The 19,356-nt window shown below is 56.3% G+C and carries 17 protein-coding genes and 1 riboswitch; of the genes, 7 read left to right on the top strand and 10 right to left on the bottom strand.

The features are described 5' to 3' along the window. Positions 1 to 31: 31 nt before the first annotated feature. Positions 32 to 2,983: an insulinase family protein gene (locus NOR51B_RS09950; protein WP_009021544.1), complete on the top strand. Its 2,952-nt coding sequence runs from the start codon at positions 32 to 34 to the stop codon at positions 2,981 to 2,983. On the opposite strand, the gene NOR51B_RS09945 is transcribed toward NOR51B_RS09950, so the two are convergent. The 4 genes from NOR51B_RS09945 to NOR51B_RS09935 all read right to left on the bottom strand — a co-directional run bounded on the left by NOR51B_RS09945 (position 2,980) and on the right by NOR51B_RS09935 (position 4,938). Continuing rightward, positions 2,980 to 3,528: a C39 family peptidase gene (locus NOR51B_RS09945; protein WP_050759456.1), complete on the bottom strand. Its 549-nt coding sequence runs from the start codon at positions 3,526 to 3,528 to the stop codon at positions 2,980 to 2,982. The two genes, NOR51B_RS09950 and NOR51B_RS09945, sit on opposite strands and share 4 nt — an antisense overlap. Then, positions 3,518 to 3,763, bottom strand: a complete 246-nt coding sequence (locus tag NOR51B_RS15530; RefSeq protein WP_009021085.1) for a hypothetical protein — start codon at positions 3,761 to 3,763, stop codon at positions 3,518 to 3,520. The genes NOR51B_RS09945 and NOR51B_RS15530 overlap by 11 nt, the downstream gene beginning before the upstream one ends. 27 nt (positions 3,764 to 3,790) lie before the next feature. After that, positions 3,791 to 4,096 carry a hypothetical protein gene (locus NOR51B_RS15015; protein ID WP_009020917.1) on the bottom strand — a complete coding sequence of 102 codons (306 nt, stop codon included), beginning with the start codon at positions 4,094 to 4,096 and terminating at the stop codon, positions 3,791 to 3,793. Between the two features lie 92 nt (positions 4,097 to 4,188). Then, a complete protein-coding gene (locus NOR51B_RS09935) occupies positions 4,189 to 4,938 on the bottom strand; it encodes a hypothetical protein (protein ID WP_009020303.1) in 750 nt (249 codons plus the stop codon). Between the two features lie 423 nt (positions 4,939 to 5,361). On the opposite strand from NOR51B_RS09935, the gene NOR51B_RS09930 reads away from it, so the two are divergent. Beyond that, positions 5,362 to 6,045 (top strand): type II secretion system protein GspG, encoded by a 684-nt coding sequence (locus NOR51B_RS09930; protein ID WP_230198445.1) that lies wholly within the window; start codon positions 5,362 to 5,364, stop codon positions 6,043 to 6,045. A 26-nt stretch (positions 6,046 to 6,071) separates the two neighbouring features. Here the strand turns inward: NOR51B_RS09930 and NOR51B_RS09925 are convergent, their stop codons facing one another. The 4 genes from NOR51B_RS09925 to NOR51B_RS09910 form a co-directional block, all read right to left on the bottom strand. Next, positions 6,072 to 7,793: an SLC13 family permease gene (locus NOR51B_RS09925; protein ID WP_009020805.1), complete on the bottom strand. Its 1,722-nt coding sequence runs from the start codon at positions 7,791 to 7,793 to the stop codon at positions 6,072 to 6,074. A 65-nt stretch (positions 7,794 to 7,858) separates the two neighbouring features. After that, on the bottom strand, positions 7,859 to 9,565 hold the full coding sequence (locus NOR51B_RS09920; RefSeq protein WP_009020940.1) for a mechanosensitive ion channel family protein: 1,707 nt from the start codon (positions 9,563 to 9,565) through the stop codon (positions 7,859 to 7,861). A gap of 31 nt (positions 9,566 to 9,596) precedes the next feature. Beyond that, positions 9,597 to 10,661, bottom strand: a complete 1,065-nt coding sequence (locus NOR51B_RS09915) for a 3-deoxy-7-phosphoheptulonate synthase (protein ID WP_009020224.1) — start codon at positions 10,659 to 10,661, stop codon at positions 9,597 to 9,599. Between the two features lie 53 nt (positions 10,662 to 10,714). Then, a complete protein-coding gene (locus NOR51B_RS09910; RefSeq protein WP_009019338.1) occupies positions 10,715 to 11,236 on the bottom strand; it encodes a DUF501 domain-containing protein in 522 nt (173 codons plus the stop codon). Positions 11,237 to 11,280: 44 nt separating this feature from the next. After that, positions 11,281 to 11,436: riboswitch (cobalamin riboswitch) on the top strand. Between the two features lie 86 nt (positions 11,437 to 11,522). On the opposite strand from NOR51B_RS09910, the gene NOR51B_RS09905 reads away from it, so the two are divergent. From NOR51B_RS09905 to NOR51B_RS09895, 3 genes are all read left to right on the top strand, one after another. Next, positions 11,523 to 13,391: a TonB-dependent receptor plug domain-containing protein gene (locus tag NOR51B_RS09905; RefSeq protein WP_009019141.1), complete on the top strand. Its 1,869-nt coding sequence runs from the start codon at positions 11,523 to 11,525 to the stop codon at positions 13,389 to 13,391. A 4-nt stretch (positions 13,392 to 13,395) separates the two neighbouring features. Then, positions 13,396 to 14,007 (top strand): cob(I)yrinic acid a,c-diamide adenosyltransferase, encoded by a 612-nt coding sequence (gene cobO / locus NOR51B_RS09900; RefSeq protein WP_009019406.1) that lies wholly within the window; start codon positions 13,396 to 13,398, stop codon positions 14,005 to 14,007. A 164-nt stretch (positions 14,008 to 14,171) separates the two neighbouring features. After that, the gene (locus NOR51B_RS09895) at positions 14,172 to 14,618 is read left to right on the top strand and encodes a hypothetical protein (RefSeq protein ID WP_009020698.1); all 447 of its coding nucleotides are present in this window, start codon (positions 14,172 to 14,174) and stop codon (positions 14,616 to 14,618) included. Between the two features lie 8 nt (positions 14,619 to 14,626). On the opposite strand, the gene NOR51B_RS09890 is transcribed toward NOR51B_RS09895, so the two are convergent. Together NOR51B_RS09890 and NOR51B_RS09885 are read right to left on the bottom strand one after the other, a co-directional pair. Further along, positions 14,627 to 15,418, bottom strand: a complete 792-nt coding sequence (locus tag NOR51B_RS09890; RefSeq protein WP_040482002.1) for a class II aldolase/adducin family protein — start codon at positions 15,416 to 15,418, stop codon at positions 14,627 to 14,629. Continuing rightward, entirely contained in the window at positions 15,411 to 16,004 is a 594-nt protein-coding gene (locus NOR51B_RS09885; RefSeq protein ID WP_050759455.1) for a winged helix-turn-helix transcriptional regulator, read from the bottom strand. Before NOR51B_RS09885 ends, NOR51B_RS09890 begins: the two co-directional genes overlap by 8 nt. A gap of 175 nt (positions 16,005 to 16,179) precedes the next feature. On the opposite strand from NOR51B_RS09885, the gene NOR51B_RS09880 reads away from it, so the two are divergent. Both NOR51B_RS09880 and NOR51B_RS09875 read left to right on the top strand, forming a co-directional pair. Beyond that, positions 16,180 to 16,587: a GFA family protein gene (locus NOR51B_RS09880; RefSeq protein WP_009021353.1), complete on the top strand. Its 408-nt coding sequence runs from the start codon at positions 16,180 to 16,182 to the stop codon at positions 16,585 to 16,587. A 110-nt stretch (positions 16,588 to 16,697) separates the two neighbouring features. After that, positions 16,698 to 19,043, top strand: a complete 2,346-nt coding sequence (locus tag NOR51B_RS09875) for a TonB-dependent receptor (protein WP_009019048.1) — start codon at positions 16,698 to 16,700, stop codon at positions 19,041 to 19,043. Positions 19,044 to 19,356 lie beyond the last annotated feature (313 nt).

Here is a 19,356-nt window from a genome sequence, read left to right as displayed (position 1 = left end):
CACAGCTTATTTGAGCCACAGAGATCTGAACATGGAAGCCAGCCGTCTGCCCGACGCCGCCCCCTACTCGACCTTCACATTGAAGCGGAGCATCCCCATCGAGTCGCTCGATTTGATGGTCGAAGAGTATGAGCATAACGCCACTGGAGCCACCCATCTCCATCTGAGTGCTGAATCCACCGAAAATGTATTCCTGGTTGCATTGCGAACCGTTCCCGAGGATTCAACCGGCGTTGCCCACATTCTGGAACATACCGCGCTCTGCGGCAGTGAACGCTTTCCGGTCCGCGATCCGTTTTTCATGATGTTGCGGCGCTCGCTAAACACCTTCATGAATGCCTTCACCAGTTCTGACTGGACGGCCTACCCTTTCGCCACCCAGAACCGCAAAGACTTCGAAAACCTGCTGTCGGTTTATCTGGACGCGGTCTTTTTTGCCACACTTGACCCCCTTGATTTTGCGCAGGAAGGTCATCGAATTGAATTTGACGGTGACGATCCCGAGAGCGCAGATCTGGTTTATAAAGGCGTCGTCTTCAACGAGATGAAGGGCGCCATGTCATCCACCTCATCGGTGCTGTGGGACCGCCTGTGTTTTGAGCTGTTTCCCACGAACACCTACCATTTCAACAGCGGCGGTGATCCCGAGGCCATTCCCGAGCTGACCTACCAGCAACTGCGCGATTTCTACAGCGAGCACTACCACCCCAGCAATGCCATTTTTCTGACTTTTGGCGATATCCCCGCCCGGGAACACCAGCAGACCTTTGAAGAACTCGCACTGTCACGATTTGAGCGATCAGACAAGAAGATTGAGGTCACCCTTGAGCAACCTTTTCAGGCACCCCGCCAGGCGAAGCATGTTTATGCCCTCGATAGCGACGAAGAGCCAAGCGCTCACACCCATCTGATACTGGGCTGGAAACTGGGCGAGAGCACCAACCTCATGGGTATGCTGGAGGCACAGTTAGTCAGCTCAATACTGATGGAAAACAGCGCTTCGCCATTGATGAAGTTTCTTGAGACCACCGATCTCGGGTCCTCGCCCTCAGCGCTGTGTGGCGTCGAGGATTCCATGCGTGAGATGGTTTTTGCCTGCGGCATCGAGGGTAGCGAGGCCGATCACGCCGCAAGCTTTGAACAGCACGTCATGACCATCATCCGCGATACAGCAGATTCCGGCGTCGATCATGATCGTGTTGAGGCGATTCTGCACCAGATCGAATTGCACCAACGCGAAGTCGGCGGCGATGGGATGCCGTACGGTCTTAACCTCATGCTGCGGGCACTCGGGGCGGCCACCCATTACGGCGATCCTGTGGCGGCACTCGATCTCGAGCCCGCCATCGATGAATTGCGGCGCCGGATTCAGGACCCCGACTACGTACCGCACCTACTGCATTCGATGCTGCTCGATAATCCCCACCGCGTTTTGATGATCGTTGAGCCCGATCTCAAGCTGACGGAGCAGCGCGTAGCGGCGGAAAAAGCCCGACTCGCATCGATAAAAACGGAGCTCGATGACCGTGAAAAGGTGCAGGTTCTTGATCTGGCTGAAAAACTGAAAGCGCGTCAGGCACAACAGGACGACCCCAACCTTTTACCCCGGGTGGAGTTGTCGGATATCCCCGCAGAACTACCCGAGCCCGCCCCTCAAAAGCAGGAGCGGCCCATTCAGCGCTACGCCTACGAGGCGGGAACCAATGGCCTGGTGTACCAACAGGTGGCCATGCCCTTACCGGCCATCACCGAGCAACAACTGCAACGGCTTCCGCTTCTTACCGGTGTGATCGCAGACGTGGGCCTGGGAACTCAGGATTACTTGACGGTTCAGGACCGCCACACGGCGACGGTGGGATCACTCGGCGCCGCCACACTGACACGCAGCTCCCTGCTTGATGAGCAGGAGGTCCAGTCGTGGCTTCTGCTCTCCTCCAAGGCCCTCGGCGACCGTTTTCAGGCGCAGGTCGATCTGATGGCGGAAACATTGAGTACTGCGCGTTTTGACGAACTGCCACGCCTCAAGGAGCTTGTGAGTCACACTCGATCGCGAAAAGATCAATCGATCACCGGGAATGGGCATGCGCTTGCTATGACCGCTGCCACGGCGGGAATGAGCCCCATCGCGAGGAACAGTCACCAGAGCGGGGGTCTTGAGGGTATCCGACGACTACGCTCGCTGGATGACAGTCTGAAAAACCCGGACGATTTACAGGCCCTGGGCGACGAGCTTCAGCAGTTGCATGGGAACTTGCTCGACAAGCTGCAGCCGGTGATCGCAACCATTAGCGACAGCCACCACCTTGCAGATGCCCACGCCACTGCTACAAATACCTTTTCCGCGCTCACGGGTAATGAATCAACACGGTGGCAACCCTCTTCGATTCGTGAATCACGGCGAGAGATATGGGTCGCCAATACGCAGGTGAATTTCTGTGCCAAGGCCTACCCGACGGTTCCGACAGGTCATGCTGACGCCGCGGCGCTCACGGTACTCGCCGCGTTTTTACGCAACGGCTTCCTGCATCGCACTATTCGGGAACAAGGTGGTGCTTACGGCGGTGGCGCCAGTCAAGACGGCAATATTGCTGCCTTCCGCTTTTTCTCCTATCGCGACCCCCGTCTCAGCGAAACCCTCGACGACTTCGATGATTCCATTCGCTGGCTACTCGAAAGTAGTCACCAGGGTCTCGCGCTTGAGGAGGCCATCCTCGGCATCATCGGCTCCCTCGACAAACCCGCCTCCCCCGCTGGAGAGGCGAAGAAGCATTTCCATGACACCCTGTTCGGCCGAACCAGTGAGCAACGAAAGCGCTTCCGACAACGTATTGTTACGACCACTCTGGACGACCTGCGACGCGTTGCAGAAACCTATCTCAAAGCGGAAGCAGCCAGCATTGCCGTAGTGACCAGCACGGCGACCGCAGAGAAATCGCAGTACCTGGTAGAGCAGTTCAATCTGGTGCGGCAGGAGCTCGTTTAATCGTTAGCCATCAGCGCGAGCAGCGTGCCGCGCTGGTCGTGCTGCAACCACAGTTGTGCGAACTGATGTGGCAGGAGAAAACGATTCCCCCAACTGGGATCCGCCAGATGTATCCAACGGTCGCTCGTGGGTATCACGACGGTGAAATGTGGGCCCCGCGGGAGGTGCAAGAGCGCGATTACAGGCTTTTTCAGCTGCTCTAACAGCGACGCATCAACACGCAAACCCGAAGCACGATAGCCATATTGGGCGGCAAGCCAGCGTAAATCGTCCAGGCTATATCCGTTCTCAGGAAGATCGGGGTTATAGGTATCCAGTTGCTTTATCAATCCCGTTTCATTGACCGCGTCATTCCCCAAACGATGCAGTAAGGTTGCGAGGGCTGCCACGCCACAGCTGTGGTCCCATTGCTGCTTCACCACTCCCGAATCCCTGAGCTCAACCCAACTGTCAAACCCCTCAGCCTTCGCCGCGCTGACCGCCGCTAAAGCAGCCAGCAGGCACAGCAGAGGTAACGTGGCCCCCGTAGAAGACCTAGTCGTCATTCGACTGACGTGATTTTCGATCACTCCAAACCACCAGCAATGCCACACCGGCAAAGTAAATAGCTAACAGAGCACCCCTGAACGACCCGGATGTGTTCAACGTAAAAAAGGGGATTGCCATGCCCGTCGTCCAACACAGACAAGACAGCGAGAAATAGACCAGCCAGCGTCGGAATCGGCGGCGGTACGCTATCTCCCGCTGAATCTTGGCGTCCAGTGCTTTTCTGAAGTTCACGACAATCCCCCCTAGTCTAAATCACACTCAGTAGGGATAGACGACATGCCGGAAGCTGGGGCCCTGCTGCGCGTACATTGGCACATAGACCCCCCAAAACATAGCCGACAGCGCGAGGTCCAGAGAGACGATTCCGATCACAGCCGCCAAAGGCGCCAATTGACCGTGGGTCTCCTGCATTGATTGCTCGTCTAGCTGAGTCAACGACGCCGGCGCTGGAACGCCAAATAATTCATTCGCCAACTGGGACTCATCGATGGCGGTCGACGCGTGAGACGTGCTCACAACACCAATCGCTGTTGCGGTAACCACTGAAAAAATCCATTTCTTCATAGCAACTCCTCGCTGCAGTTATGGGCCCGCATAGGGCCGGATTGGGGAATATTCCCCTTCGAACGTCTGCACCCCGTTAAACGGTTTAAGCATCAAAATTGATGCTGCAAACGCAAATCAAGACGACTGACTGGTACTCGACCAAAGCCCAACTCATGATCGAGGAATAACCGCGTCGAGTGCGCCAATGACCATGCCACCCCCCAAACGGCACCGTGCTGACGAGTACGTCCCTGACGCAAGCGCCAGCCGGTAGTCAATGTGATTTCAGGATTGACTGCAAAATTGACCATTGGCGACACTCGAAATACCCGCTCGATACTCGAGTGGTCCTCTCGCTGTTCGTATCCCATCGCCAGGGAGAGCACCACTGGATCAAGGGTCCGCCACGCCACCATACCCAGGCCGTAGGCATTATCAGAGCTGGGTCCCTGCCTCCGCACAGTGGCACTCAACTGGAGCGCAGGACGCCGAGATTCATTCAGCACCTTCCATCGCGCTGTCATGCCCGTGGCGACCTCGTCGCGGATCGCAGGATGCCCCCATTGTGTTGACCCAAAACCTGCCGCGAGTTCGAGTGTTGAAGTGGCGCCCCAACGAACGGCGAGCCGCTGGGTAGTCGCGTTAATTCCTGCCACATCCGCCGAACCCAATCCGACCTCAATGACGGTGTGACTCTGCTCGACCTGCAGCGCCTCTATGGTAAGCGGCAACCGCTTGATTCGATCAGAGCTTATCTCACCAACCGATTCAGCAAGTGCACCGGGCACTCCGATAAAATAAAACAGGATCCAGAAGGTAAGTCGCGGCATAGTGATGCGCCCCATGACAACAATGGACACAGTCTGATCCCCGAAGCGCACCTATCACAGCGCGGATCAGGTCAACAATCATCGCGATCGCGCGTTTCCGATCAGGGTTTAAAAAAAGGTTCATCGCGGGTCAGGGAGATCAAGGCCTGCGCGGTACCGCAATCGTTGCTCTGGAAGCCATTCGCTGACGACCACGCCCCATGTCGTGAAATCGGCGAGGCAGACGCAAAACCCATGCAGGGAGATTGGCGATCCCTGAAATCAGTGATGAACCTTAAAATGCCAGGCAAATCCCGGACTCCGGTCTGCTACACTACCGGCGCGATGGGGAGAGCCAGAGGTCTGTGGTCAGAGCGACACTGCACGCGTTGCTAAAGATGGTCCAACGGACTTGAATTGCGCCCTCGACCACCCCAAATCCAACCCAGTCCTTATCGCTTTGTGGAGAAATTCGTGAAACAGCTCAAACTCAGTGTGTCACTGTTGGCGCTATCGGCTCTGATTCAGGGATGCGCAAACAGCCAGCAGCAGGCGACCGATGCCATGGATATCGCCCTCGGTGGCCAATTCACCAACTATCGAAATCTCGCTTCTTATCCTGGAAACGTCACCTGCGGTGAGTACTTTACGCTCGACTTTCAGGGGGAGCCTACCTACGAAAAGTTCGTGGTAGTGGACGGTGAAGCGCTACGCCGACCCAAGAAAAATGACCTCGCAATTTACTGTAGCGAAGATCCCAAGGCAGCATTACGAGAGACACTGGGTATCGACTACGACGCCAATCGCGCGGCCATCGAAAAGATTGTTGCGGACTTTACCTACCTGCAACCGGCGCTGCTGGAATACGAACAGGACAACGGCTACTTTCCCTGGACCGAGCAAACCCTTCAGGCGCTGGTGGAGCCCGCCACGGTAGGCAATACGCCGCGTAATTTTCCTGAGGGCGGGTACCTCCCCTCCATACCCAAGGACCCCTGGGGTAACAATTACTACTATTATTTTCCACCACTGGCCGGAGTGCGAATTCTTTATAAAATCGCCTCGCTGGGTGCGGACGGTGTAGAAGGTGGTGAAGGTGAAAACGCCGATATCAAGGAAGCGTACCTGCCTTATTTTTTACACCTTGAATCACTTTGAACGCGAAATCACTGACGCGCTCCGCGTCAAAGCGGATACATAATCGGAATCAGCGTTAGGACCGTCGCACTGTAGGCCAGCGAGATGGGGGTTCCGTATCGTGCATAATCCTTACGTCGGTACCCCCCCAGGTTTTGCACCATCAGGTTGGTGGTGTAACCAAAGGGCGTTATAAATGACGCGCTGGCACCGAAGGCCACCGCCATGACGTAAGGTAGCGGATCGCCACCGCCACTCATCCCCAGACTGTAGGCCAGCGGAAACGTCAACGCCGCGGCGGCATTGTTGGTCATTAACTCGGTCATCACCAAGGTCAGAAAATAGATAGTTGCAATCGCCACCATCGGTGGCGTATTCGCCAGTACGGGCTCGGCAACGTTGATTAGCGCGGCCACCAACCCCGTATCGGTCATCGCCTGGGACAGCGCTAACGCGGACGCAATAATCAACCAGATTTCAAAGGGAAATCGACGGCGCAGATCGCTGGCGCGGACCACCCGCAGCGCCAGCAGGCACACCAGCACGAGCGCCACCCCCTGGATCAGGGAGATCAGGCCGGTGGCGGTAAGCAGCACCATTGCGGCGAGCGCGGCAGACGCCAGCATACTGGTCCCAAAAGGAAGGCTCGAGGAATCAATGGTGTCATCAACAACCACAAAATTCTTGCGCAGATTGGTCCGTTGATTGAAATCAGGCCCCACCGCCAGCATGAGGGTATCGCCGGCCAGCAGTCGAATCTGCCCCAGCTTCCCGGATAATCGGGCACCGTCACGACGCAACCCCACAACCGCCGCATCAAAGCGGGCTCGAAATTCGGCCTGTTTTATCGTCTGCCCCTCGACCGCTGCCCCGGGCATGATGACCACCTCGGTCATATTGGAGCTCAGAAGCCCCTCCTCCATGGCAAAAAGTCGCAGGCCATGGAAACGATCGATGATTCCGACTCGGGTCACATCCCCTGAGAATATCAGTTTGTCACCCGAACGGATGACTTCAGCAGGCGTTACTGGCGATACCAGGCTGTCATTGCGCACGATCTCCACCAGAAACAAATCACTTAGGTCACGCAGCCCGTTTTCCTGCACCGATTTACCGATAAGCCGGGACTCGGGCATAACCTCCGCCTCCACGAGATAACTATCCAGATCAACACCATCTCGGCCGTTATCCGGCAACCATCTTCGTGTCATTACCATGACAAAAATACCGAGGATCGCGGCTGGCAGGGCCACGGGCAAGAGTGCAAAAAAACTTAATCCTTCACCTCTCACATCGACCAGGAACGAACTGACAATCAAGTTGGTAGAGGTGCCAATCAAGGTCAGCGTACCCCCGAGAATTGCGGCGTAGGAAAGCGGCAATAACAAGCGGCTGGGTGAGTGCCAGGTATTCTTGCGCAGGCTGCCAGCCAGCGTTGCGACAACCGCTGTATTGTTGACGAAGGCGGAGAACAGCGCCGTCACTGCTGAAAGGCGCAGGATGCTGGCGCCGAGAGACCGTGATGCTAGACGCGAGGAGATTGTAGTGAGCCAGGGTAGTCGCTCAAGACCTATAGAGACCAACATCAACAAGATGAGCGTTATCAGTCCCTCGTTGGCCGCCTTGGCCAAAATTGTTGGCGTATCAACCAGCCCAATGAAATAAGCGGAAAGCAAGGCGATGGAAAACAGCCATGCGGCAGAAAATCGGGTGAAAATCAGTGCCAGCAACAGGCTGATTACAACCATCGACATGAATAACTGAGGCATTCTAGGGTTTGCCCCTCAACGGTGCGCCAATAATAACAACATCATATAAGCACGGCGGAACGTCATCAGGAAGTGGGCACCGCGCCGTGAAGGTGAACATCCCGCTGCGGAAAGGGAATGCTGATACCCTCGGCATCAAACCGCTGCTTGACCGATTTGGTAACGGCCCAGTGCGTTTCCCAGTAATCTTCGGTGCGAACCCAGGGCCGCACAATAAAATCGACGGACGAGTCGTTCAATTTTGCCAGACGAATCACCGGGGGTGGATCGTCCAGCACGGTGGGCATAGCCTCAATAATTTCAGTCAGCACCCGCTCCGCGAGCTCGATGTCATCCGAATAACTGATCCCGAAAATCATATCCACGCGACGCGTCTCGACACCCGTGAAATTTTGAATCACATCCCCCCAGATCTTGCCATTGGGTATGATCAGCGTCTTGTTATCAATGGTCGATATGGTGGTATTCACCAGGTTCATGTATTTCACCGTCCCCATCACCCCGGCAATCTCCACGTAATCGCCCATGTCGAATGGGCGGTAGGCGAGAATCATCGCGCCGGCGGCAAAATTGGATAACGTGTCCTGCAGGGCAAAACCGATCACAAAACCGGCAACACCCAACCCGGCCAGCATCGGCGCCACCGAAATCCCGATCTGGTTTACTGCCACCAAGACACCGATCGTCAGCACAGCGCCGCCTGCAAATGACACCAACACATCGTGAAGTAGATTCGAAAACTGCCGGGTACTGCGGTTCAAGCCTCGGTCGACAGCTACCTTGACGAAACGGGCAAGCCAACGTGCAAAAATGATAATTGCAAAAAACAAAACAATCTTCAGCGTGATATCGAGAGAGCTGGACTTCATCCAACGCACTACACTACGCCATGCTCGCACGACAAAGTCGGAAACAATATCCAAATCGAGCAGCGTGATAGAGGTGGCGCTGTTATTGCGAATAAGCACCTGCCTAAAACGGGTGGTATTGGCACCTATGCGGACCAGTTCCTCTACAACGCGCTTGAGGCGGGTTATCGCCTGTTCAACAGCACGCTGCTGATTATCGAAAACCAACTGGAGGTCGCTGTTTTCAACGGCAGCGGACGCCTGCTTTTTTATGGCATTTAGCGAAGCACTCCGCATTTCAATGACACCCACCAACTCATCAGCGTAGGAAACAAGGGATTGACGCGCAAATTGCTCTATCGAACCCGAAGTTAGACCGAGACGTTCGCGAATAATGACCAGATCAATTAATCGTTCGAGATAACGCAGTCGTTGCTCATCCAGCGCCTCAGCCATTGCGTCGATTTGAACCGCTTCAACGCCCGAGGCCGAATCAAGTTCGGCGAGCTTTTCATTCAACCGTATCTCGAGGCTATGCAGGTGCTTCTCGAAGGACTGGTCAAGGGCCTCATTGCTGCTTTGCAGGGATTCCCGGAGCTCAATTCGCAAGAGGGATTCTTCGGGGAGAGAAGCTATTCTCCGAGCCAACTCCTCAAACAGCCCCAGCCATTCGAGCGCCCGCTGATCGCGCTGGAACAGTATCGCCTCGCGACGCTCACCCGAAGCCGGTAAATCGCCGTTGCCGTAGGCAGCAATGGCATCAGCTTCACTCCTGACTTTCTCGGCCATCGCCGCAAGTTCATCAATGTCGACCTCGGTCTCATCCGCAACGGAATAAGGGGCGCTAAAGATCGCTACAGCCAGGGCAAGCGGCACACACAGCCTGTGCCATTGCGAAACCAGTTGGCGGAAACGCCCGATCATCCGGCAGCCCCCCCTTCATTGACCCGCAACATCAACACTGGTTACGAACCCGCCGGGTTTCGACCGCATTGGCCAGGGTCTCAAGCACGCGCTCAGTGGCGTCCCATGACATACAGGGGTCCGTAATACTCTGTCCGTAGGTCAACGCTTCATCGGGTTTGACATTCTGCCGCCCTTCAACGATGAAGGACTCCAGCATGATCCCCATAATGTCCGCATTGCCGCGGGCAATCTGAGTGGCGATGTCCGTCGCCACTTCCTCCTGCCTGGCCGGTATTTTACGGCTGTTGGCGTGGCTGGCATCAATCATGATCCGGCGCGGTAAGCCTGCCTTGCTTAGCAGTTCACAGGCATCATCCACCGAAAACATATCGTAATTGGGAGACCGACCCCCGCGCAGAATCACGTGGCAATCCTCATTGCCCGTCGTCTCAAAGATTGCCGAATTCCCCGCCTTGGTAACCGACAGGAAATGGTGGGACCCGCGCGCCGCACCAATCGCATCTACCGCCACCTGCACGTCGCCGTCAGTGGCATTCTTGAACCCCACTGGGCATGACAGCCCTGACGCCAGTTCGCGGTGGGTCTGGCTCTCGGTAGTTCGTGCGCCAATAGCACCCCAGGACACCATATCGGCAATGTATTGCGGTGAAATAAGATCCAGATACTCGGTGCCGGTTGGCAGTCCGAGTCGGTTTAGATCACTGAGTAACCGGCGCGCGAGGTGAAGGCCCTTGTTGATCTGGAAGGAATCATCGAGATCAGGGTCATTGATCAGTCCCTTCCAGCCCACCGTGGTTCGCGGCTTTTCAAAATAGACCCGCATCACCACCATCAGCTCATTATCGAGGCGCTTTGCCAGCGATAACAGCCGCTGGGCATAATCCATCGCCGCTTCGGGGTCGTGAATGGAACAGGGGCCAACCACAGTAACCAGACGATCATCCTCGCCATGGATCACATGATGAATCGCCTGGCGTGCATTGGAAACATGCTCAGCAAGAGCCTCGTCGAGGGGAATATCAGCCAGCAACTGTTCTGGTGTATTCAGCTCCTTGAGCGAATGAATGCGCGTGTCGTCGGTCAACACCGTCATGATGGGTACTACTCCGCGGTCGCCTAAAAATTCAGGGAGCGAAGCGTACCACCTTAGGCACCCTGACTCGACGTGAGTTTTTCATGAATTAACTGTCCCACAGCGTTGGGAACCACCAGATGAGCCGCGTACCAGGTATGCAAACAGCGAACCCGAGTCGGCTCGCTGATTCCGCCGATACCGCGCTGGCAAAGGGCGGCGAACATGCCACTCTCTTTCAGGGATCGATACTCCTCTGCGGTCAAAAAGCTGTCCCGCAGGCGGCGATGTCGGCGATGGTCAGATATCATCGCCTCCCGGAGCTCGCCGGAGTGATCGACTTGATGCTGGATCGCGGCAATAGCTCCCCCAGCCTCCAGCCGATCGATAGCGAGATTCAGGGCCGGATCGACGAGCCAGAAAAGCGTGGGGAAGGGCCTACCATCTACCATCGAAGCCACACGAATCACCGATGGGCGGCCTGAGGCATCGTAAACCGCTATATCGCGCAAACCCCGAGGCTCCCGGCCTAGCAGGTCCGCCACGGTGTTTCTGGCATTCGCCACTCGAAATTCTGATGTCTGCTTGATGTTCATGGGTTAATTCTAACCGTAATCGTTTGACCCCCGGGCCCAGATTACCTACAGTCGGCGCGTCAGGTGCCTGCAGATCCTTTGGATATGGGCAGGTTAAAAGGGAAGTCTGGTGCGACAACAGTCAAAGCCAGCGCTGCCCCCGCAACGGTAATCGATACTCCAATCGACAGCCCGATACCTGCCTGACGAATCTTATTCACAACCACGGAGCGGAGGGCTCTGAGAGGTCGTTGAGTCTCACGCTCGCCGAGCCTGTCTGCCCTATGCCCTGAAAAGGAGCGCTTGAATGCGCAAGATCAAGGGCGAGATAACGATCCGAATCCTGAAAAGTATGGCCGTATACCTGGTGTCGGCTGCTGCCATTCCCCTGTCCGCGAACGAAGCAGTCGAGGAGACCGTGATTGTGGCTTCGCGTATTGCCACACCCGAGCGTGAAACGGCGGTCTCGGTGACGGTTATTGACGCCGCAGAAATTGCCCTGCTCGGCTACCCCGATATCGGTCGAATGCTGGATCAACAGGCGGGGATTGCTGTGACACAGGATGGCGGACTTGGAAAAACGTCGACGCTTCGAATTCGCGGAGAAGAAGGGTTTCGCACGCGTATTCTTCTGGACGGCATCGATATTGCCGACCCTGCATCACCTCAGGTCAGCCCGAGACTGGAACACCTGATGAGTGCAGGGCTTGGTCGCATCGAGGTGTTGCGAGGCCCCCAGGGGTTGCTTTACGGGGCCGATGCCGGGGGGGTGCTCAGTATGACCAGCGCACGGCCAGTCAGGCCGGTACAGGGTGCCGTCTGGGCCGAGGGTGGCAGTGCCAACTTTCGTAATATAGGTGCCTCGTTCGGCGGACAATGGAGGACTATCGAGGGCACACTGAGCATAAGCGACGTCGATACCGACGGTTTCAATGCAACCACCGCAGATACCCGCAATCCCGATCGCGACGGTTACAGCAACACAACAACCCATGCCACCCTGAGCTCCGACATCAGCGACACTTTGAAAGTCGGTGCCACCTTTCACGATATCAGCGGCGCCAATGAATACGATGGCTGTTTCGACCCCATCACCTTTGCCCGTATCAACGCGTGCCGCGACACCTACGATCAATCCGCGTGGCGCCTCTTTACAACGCTTGCTGGCGACCGCTCCCAACACACCCTGAGTGTGAGTCGTAACACTATCGAGCGCGATAACTTTTCAGCAGGCTCTGCGGTATTCAGTACCGAAGGCGTGACCGAGGAGGCCTCGCTGATCGGCTCGGTTAATTTCTGGCAAGCGAGCCGCCTTACCTATGGGGTCGATTATCGCGAGCAATCCTTTGACGACGGAAGCAATAACCGCGACCGACGCGACCGCGGTGGTTATCTTGAAATCAGCCACCGGGTTGGCAACGCGATCCACGCCACTCTGGGAGTGCGCCACGATAACAACGATGATTTCGGGGACAATACCTCCTGGCGGGCGACCGCCGTGCGCAGCGACTACCTGGGGGCTGCTCGTATGACGCTACGAGGCTCGATAGGTACGGGCTTCCGATCTCCCAGCCCTTACGAGATTGCCTACAACGCCGGACCCTTTTCCTTCCCACCGGCAGGCGAGGCAGCACTGGTACAGGAAAAAAGTGCCGGGTGGGAAATAGCGACCGGGATTGAATGGTCCGGGCATAGTGCTGAACTGGTCTACTTCGAGCAAACGATCGACGATGAGATATTTTTTGATCTGGCCGCATTCAGCGGTTATCTGCAGCGGCAGGGTACGAGTCGATCAACCGGGGTCGAAGCGATCGGCGAACTAAGGCTTGCCGATGGGTGGCAGCTACGGATCAACGGCACCTGGAATGATACCGAAACCACCGACGGTGATTACCGGCCCTACCGCCCCAGAGTACACGGCAATGCCAGCCTGCGCTGGCAGGCATCAACACTGAGCGCTGCGCTGTCGGCGCGGGCGGCCCGCGACGCCATTGACATTACCGGTGCTGAGATAGACAGCTATGTCGTAGCCGATCTCAATATCCGTTATTCAGTCGCTGACAATCTGGAGCTCACCGCGCGAATCGAAAATCTGGGTGATGCACGCTACGAGCAAATTCCCGGATTTAGCATGCAAGGGCGATCCGGTTTCGCTGGAATTAAATACGAGTGGTAACTCAATGACTGATTCGGAAAAAAGAAATCAAAAACATCGCGAAGCGATGGAAAAGCAAAAGGAGGCCGTCGATACCGGTATTGCCGCGGCCACCATCGATCGCGGAGTCGCCATTTTGCTGACAGGGGATGGCAAAGGAAAATCGAGTTCCGCCTTCGGTATGGTGATGAGAGCGCTGGGCTACGGACAGCGCGTCGGCGTTGTTCAGTTTATCAAGGGCGAGCAGCTTTCGGGCGAGGAGCTATTTCTGCGCGAACAGCGCGACGACGTGTACTTGTATCAAATGGGTACCGGCTTCACCTGGGATACACAGGATCGAAGCGGCGATATCGCGGCGGCAAAGACCACCTGGGAGCACGCGCAACAACTACTGAATAATCCGGATTATGACCTCGTCGTGCTAGACGAGCTGACCTATATGCTGGCCTTTGACTACCTTCCCGAAGACGCCATACTCGAAGCCATCACGTCCCGTCCCGCCGAACAATCCGTGGTTGTCACCGGTCGTGGCGGGGGCAGTGCATTACGCGGCGTTATGGATACAGTATCTGAAGTTAAGGATATCAAGCACGCCTACAACGCCGGCATTCGAGCCCGAAAAGGGGTCGATTTCTGAACACCGGCGAGGCCAGCGGTGCTCGCGCTGCCATTTACCTGCCTGCTTTTATCGCCTACAAATTTGTCAATTCGCTGTTTCTTGGCATTTCGATAGGCTCTGTTTTCGTACTCTATACGCCGCTCTCCCCCCAGGTTTTTTCTGCCGGAGGTATTGGGCTGGCGATGGGCACTCTGGTGGTGGCAACGCAATACTCACGCATCCTCAATGCCTTTTGGTTTTTTCGCCTTTCCCTCGCAGTAGAGCTGGTGACGGCAGCCGGGGTTATCGGCGTCCTGGCGTTCTCACTCACCCCCGCATTGGCTCTTTTCGTCTATATGGGTTACCAGATTACCTTTGCGTTTGGCAGCTACCTGGTTCGCTGTGAAACACTGCTGATCCCCGAGCAGGCACGACTTACCCAGTTGGATGTGGCCAAACAGGCGGGCTATCTGGTCGGACTTGGCTGCGCGTGGGGCGGCTATTTGGCCATGGAGCATTATTTCTCGATCGCAGACAAACTGGCACAGGTGCGGTTGATGCACTACCCGCTGTTGCTGGTCGAAATAACCACCGTCCTGCTGTTGATCCTGGCGTTTTCACGCTCAGGGAGCGCTATTCGAAATCGCTAGCGGCGTAACTACTCTAACAGTCCGGGATGTTCCGCGATGATGACATCGAACATCGGCTGTGCGCTAAACCACCCGGCAAGATGCGAGCCCACCTGACCGGCGGTATGACGCGCCCGGTCGTCTGGTATTTTCCTCGGATGACCGGCAGCATCGGCAAGCAGTTGAGCCTGGCAGCTGCGCTCCATGGCAACAAACCACCAGCACGCCTCCTCTACCGAATGCCCCACTGTTAGCAAACCGTGATTTTGCAGAATAATGGCCTTTTTATCGCCCAACATTCTGGCCAACCGGTCTCCCTCGGTTTGGTCGACGACCACACCGGTGTAATCATCCAGTAGGGCATGATCCTCAAAAAACGCACAGGCATCCTGCGTCAGCGGATCGAGCAACTTCCCTAGCGCGGAAAATGCCTTACCGTGCACCGAATGGGCATGCGCCGCGGCCATGACGTCAGGACGCGCCGTATGAATATGGGCATGGATAGTAAACGCGGCTGCATTGAGCAGACCGGCTCCCTCGACGACCTCCCCCTGACCGTCCACGCGAATCAGATCGGAGACCCGCATTTGTGCAAAGGAGCGGCCCATGGGGTTAACCCAGAAGGTGTCGGTATCTATCGAATCCCGCACCGTAATGTGACCGGCCACCCCCTCGTCGAAACCCAGGCGAGCAAAAATTCGCAGCGCGGCCGCGAGGCGTTGTTTGCGGAATGCGCGCTCCTCCTTCGGGCTGCGCTCTCCCCCGGCATTAATGTCGGCCTCCGACGCATTCATCACAAGATCACTCGTCGAGTCAGTCATCTATCACCTCCGGTGGAGCACTGTGGTGTCCGCTCTCTGGCTCCGAACCCCCAGGGGTGAACCTCATGGCTTCCATCGCCAAGGCGCTGTCCGGCGGAATTTCCTCACCCGCTTCGCGCCTGGCCTTCACAAACGCCGTCAATCGCGACCCGAGCTTAGCAGATACTTCCTCAGGCTTCAGTGTATCGCCGCACTCACTGCAACTCATCACCGGCGCCATGACCTTTCCACAGCGGCTGTGCCAGTAACGCAAGGGCGGGCCGCTGCCATCATCGAGCCACTCATCCCCCCAGTGGCTCAGGCTCACGAGGATCGGGTATAACGCCAGGCCCTTGCGCGTCAAGCGATACTCGTACCGCACCGGTTTTTGGCGATAGGCGACCTTTCTCATGACACCGTCGTCAACCAACCTGGATAGGCGCTCAGACAGACGATGCCGGGTCACACCGAGGCTGCGCTGAAAATCATCGAATCGGCGCGTACCTTGAAAGGCATCACGCACAATCAGCAGTGTCCAGCGCTCCCCCACCACCGACAGTGCGCGGGCCACCGAGCACACCTGTTGATCAATATCATTCCATTTCATCGGGGCTATCATTGCGCCGACGCCGGGTCTTGGCAAGCCCGGAGATGAAACCAATATCCAAACCCAGGCGTAAAACAGCGGAGTGGACGCTACCGCTTTATCAGGTCACAATGTCGCCGCTCAAATGGGGGCGTAGAAGTGATGGCGCACCAATAATAACAGGGAGCATATTTCGATGATCACCGGTTCCTGCCTTTGCGGGGAAGTTAGCTATCAACTTGATGAAACTCAGGCGAAGAGCGCATTGCACTGCCACTGCCGGGACTGTCAAAAAGTCACAGGGTCGGGCAAGGCAACCGTCGTGTTCCTGCCCGACGACGCGATTTCCATCGAAGGGTCCTATTCCCGCTACTTCAAGATCGGAACCGACGGTTCCCATGTGCATCGGGGGTTTTGCCCAAGCTGCGGCAGCCAGCTGTTTACTTTCGTCGAGGAGATGCCCGGCGCGGTCTTTGTAAAAGCAGGGACCATGGACGACGCCTCCTGGGTTAACGTTGAAGCGAGTTGCTGGTCGGGCTCCGCCAATCCCTGGTCACCGCTCGATACCAAAATCCCTCATTTTGAGGGCAACCCACCGGGATGAGAAATATTCCCAAAACGCGCCTGGACTGTAGCTTTTCGGTCCACAAACCTATATAAAACAAACAAGCTTGTTTATAAATTTAATAACCGCACTGTAGAGGTGAGTAATTCATGAAAAACTCCATTTCCCTGGCCAAATTCTGCCGCAATACCCTGAGTTCTGCCGTCGCTGTTGCAGCCTTCGGCGCGCCCGTTTCAGCGCTAGTGGCAACGTCCGCAAACGCTCAAGATGCACCCCGAGCCTCCGGCGGGCTAGAAGAAGTTGTCGTTACCGCACGGAAGCGTTCGGAATCCTTGCAGGACGTGCCCGTCGCCGTCACCGCCCTCTCCGCGGGCATGATCGAGCGTGGCAACATTCAGTCGGTTGTCCAGCTCAAAAAGCTGGCACCCAACGTGGAAATGGTTCCCCAGCCCTTCGCGGGAGCGGCTCTCAGTGCTTCAATCCGTGGTGTCGGTCTGGACGACCTTGAAAAGACCTTCGAACCGACGGTTGCAGTATCCGTCGATGGCGTATTCCTGGCATCAACCGCCGGCGCCAATGCCGACCTGTTTGACGTCGAGGGCATTGAAGTACTTCGTGGACCCCAGGGCACTCTGTTCGGTCGAAACACCATTGGTGGCGTTATCAACATTACACGCACCAAGCCCACCGGTGAGTTTGGTCTGAAAGTTCAGGGTGACTTCGACGAATTCAACCGCGAAGACTACAAGTTCATCGCCAATATGCCTTTGGGTGAGCGCGGCGGCATCAAGATCGGTGGCCGATCGCTGCAAACCGATGCCTTCACCCGCAATGTGACCCGCGGCGAGCGTCCTGACAATCGCGATCTCAAGAGCAGCACGGTGTCGGTGATGTACGATTTTACCGATACCTGGAACGCACAGTTCACCTGGGATAACTACAACGACAACACGCGGCTGGTCGATCAGCTGAACATCAGCTCGCGCGGTAATGATCCGGAAAGCCCTAACTTTGATCCTAATCAACCGGCATTTTTGGGCGCCAATGCTTTTGCCCTGATCAGCCCCGCTCACAGTTCGCTGGCATCCGCGGACCTCTCCGCAGCCAACGACTACAAAACCACCTACTCGGGCGGCAAATTCATGAGCACGATTCAGGGCAACAACTACACCCTGACATTGAATGGCGAGGCAGCCGGCCACGCGATCAAGTTCATCACCGCCAAGTCTGAGACCAAAGAGACCATGGACATTTGTTCCTGGGGTGCCCCCACCGCCGGCGCCATCTTCCCGTTCGGTACCGGCACACCGGACAATCCGGCAGATTCGCCCTGTTTCTTCCCGGTTCTTCGCGAGCAGGAGTTCGAACAAGCGTCTTCAGAGCTGCAAATCTCTTCGATGTCTGACGGCCCCATCAACTATGTGGCGGGTTTGTTCTATCTGACCAGTGAAGCACCTTTCCAGACGGGCCCCGTACAGGTGATTGAGTCCAATCAGGATCTTGATGCCTACGCCATTTACGGCGAACTCACCTGGGACATCACCGATAATTGGCAGCTCACCGCCGGCGCTCGGTATACCGAGGAAGAAAAAGACTTTTTCTCACAGGATCCGGTTGCGTTCCCTGACGGTCAAGACTTCACCTTCGACGATGACGAGACCACATACCGAGCCATTCTTCAGCGCTCATTTGACTTCGGCATGATCTACGCGTCCTATTCGACAGGCTTCCGGTCGGGTGGCTTCAACTCACGCGGCACCACTCAGAACACGATTGGACCTTTTGATTCCGAGACCGTGGACAGCGCAGAAATTGGCTTCCGCTCTGAGTGGTTTGACAACCGCCTGACCGTTAACGCGACCTACTTCGACTCGGTCTACAAGGATAAGCAGGAAGCCGTTGTTACCGCTGGCGATGGAAGCTTCCTGGTGGATGGTGTTCCAGAAAACTGCGGTGGACCTACCTGTACCTTCGTTTTCAATGCCGGTGAAGTCGAAAATAGCGGCGTTGAAGTTGAAGTCATGGCCATGGTGTCCGATTCGCTCACACTGCGCGGTTCGCTGGGCACACTGGATTCAGACTACGTCGAATTTGATTACGCAGGCTTCGGCGACATTTCGGATATTGCTGAGGTTACCTGGGCTCCCGAGCTCAACTACAGCATCGGTGCCGAATACATCACTGACATTGCCGGTGGCGAGCTCGTGGTCAACGCCAACTTCAAGTACCAGGACGAAGCATGGGCGCGTACCGACTGGACGACCTACAACAGAGAGTTCGGTCCCGAGTTGCTGGTTGAGGACTTCGAGACCCTCGATATCTCTGCTACCTACAGCATGCCAGTCGGTGATGGCATGGCGATGGTGCGAGTCTACGGTACCGACATTCTTGAGGACGGCGGACGTATCGCTCGACCCTTTGATGCCGGTGCCTTCGCCTTTGCGGCTCTGGTACCCCGTCGTACGCTGGGCGTAACGGTGGGCTACGAGTTCTAAGTAACGCTTAGCCATTGTATCGGGCAGCCCAGGCTGCCTACAAAAAGCCCCGCATTGCGGGGCTTTTTTTTAGTTCATCGCGGTTTTCAGGAATCGTCAATTTTCCGGCATAAGCTTCGCCTATGGCTTCGTACTTGGCCCGGGCGGCTCAGCCCCGGATTACTCGAGCTGCTCGCGTAGCTCCATCGGCGACGGAGTATTAAACAGCTCGCTCGTCGACGCTCGAGCAAACCGCCGCCGAGCCACCCTCAGCAGTCGCTGCAAGCATGTTCCAAACAATCCTTAACGTGGCACGGACGCGAGGTGAGGTGGG

It is taken from the genome of Luminiphilus syltensis NOR5-1B (genome assembly GCF_000158175.1).
GTDB classification, from domain to species: Bacteria; Pseudomonadota; Gammaproteobacteria; order Pseudomonadales; family Halieaceae; genus Luminiphilus; species Luminiphilus syltensis.
The sequence above is the reverse complement of the archived record's forward strand: the minus strand, read 5'-3'. Positions and strand labels throughout refer to the sequence as shown.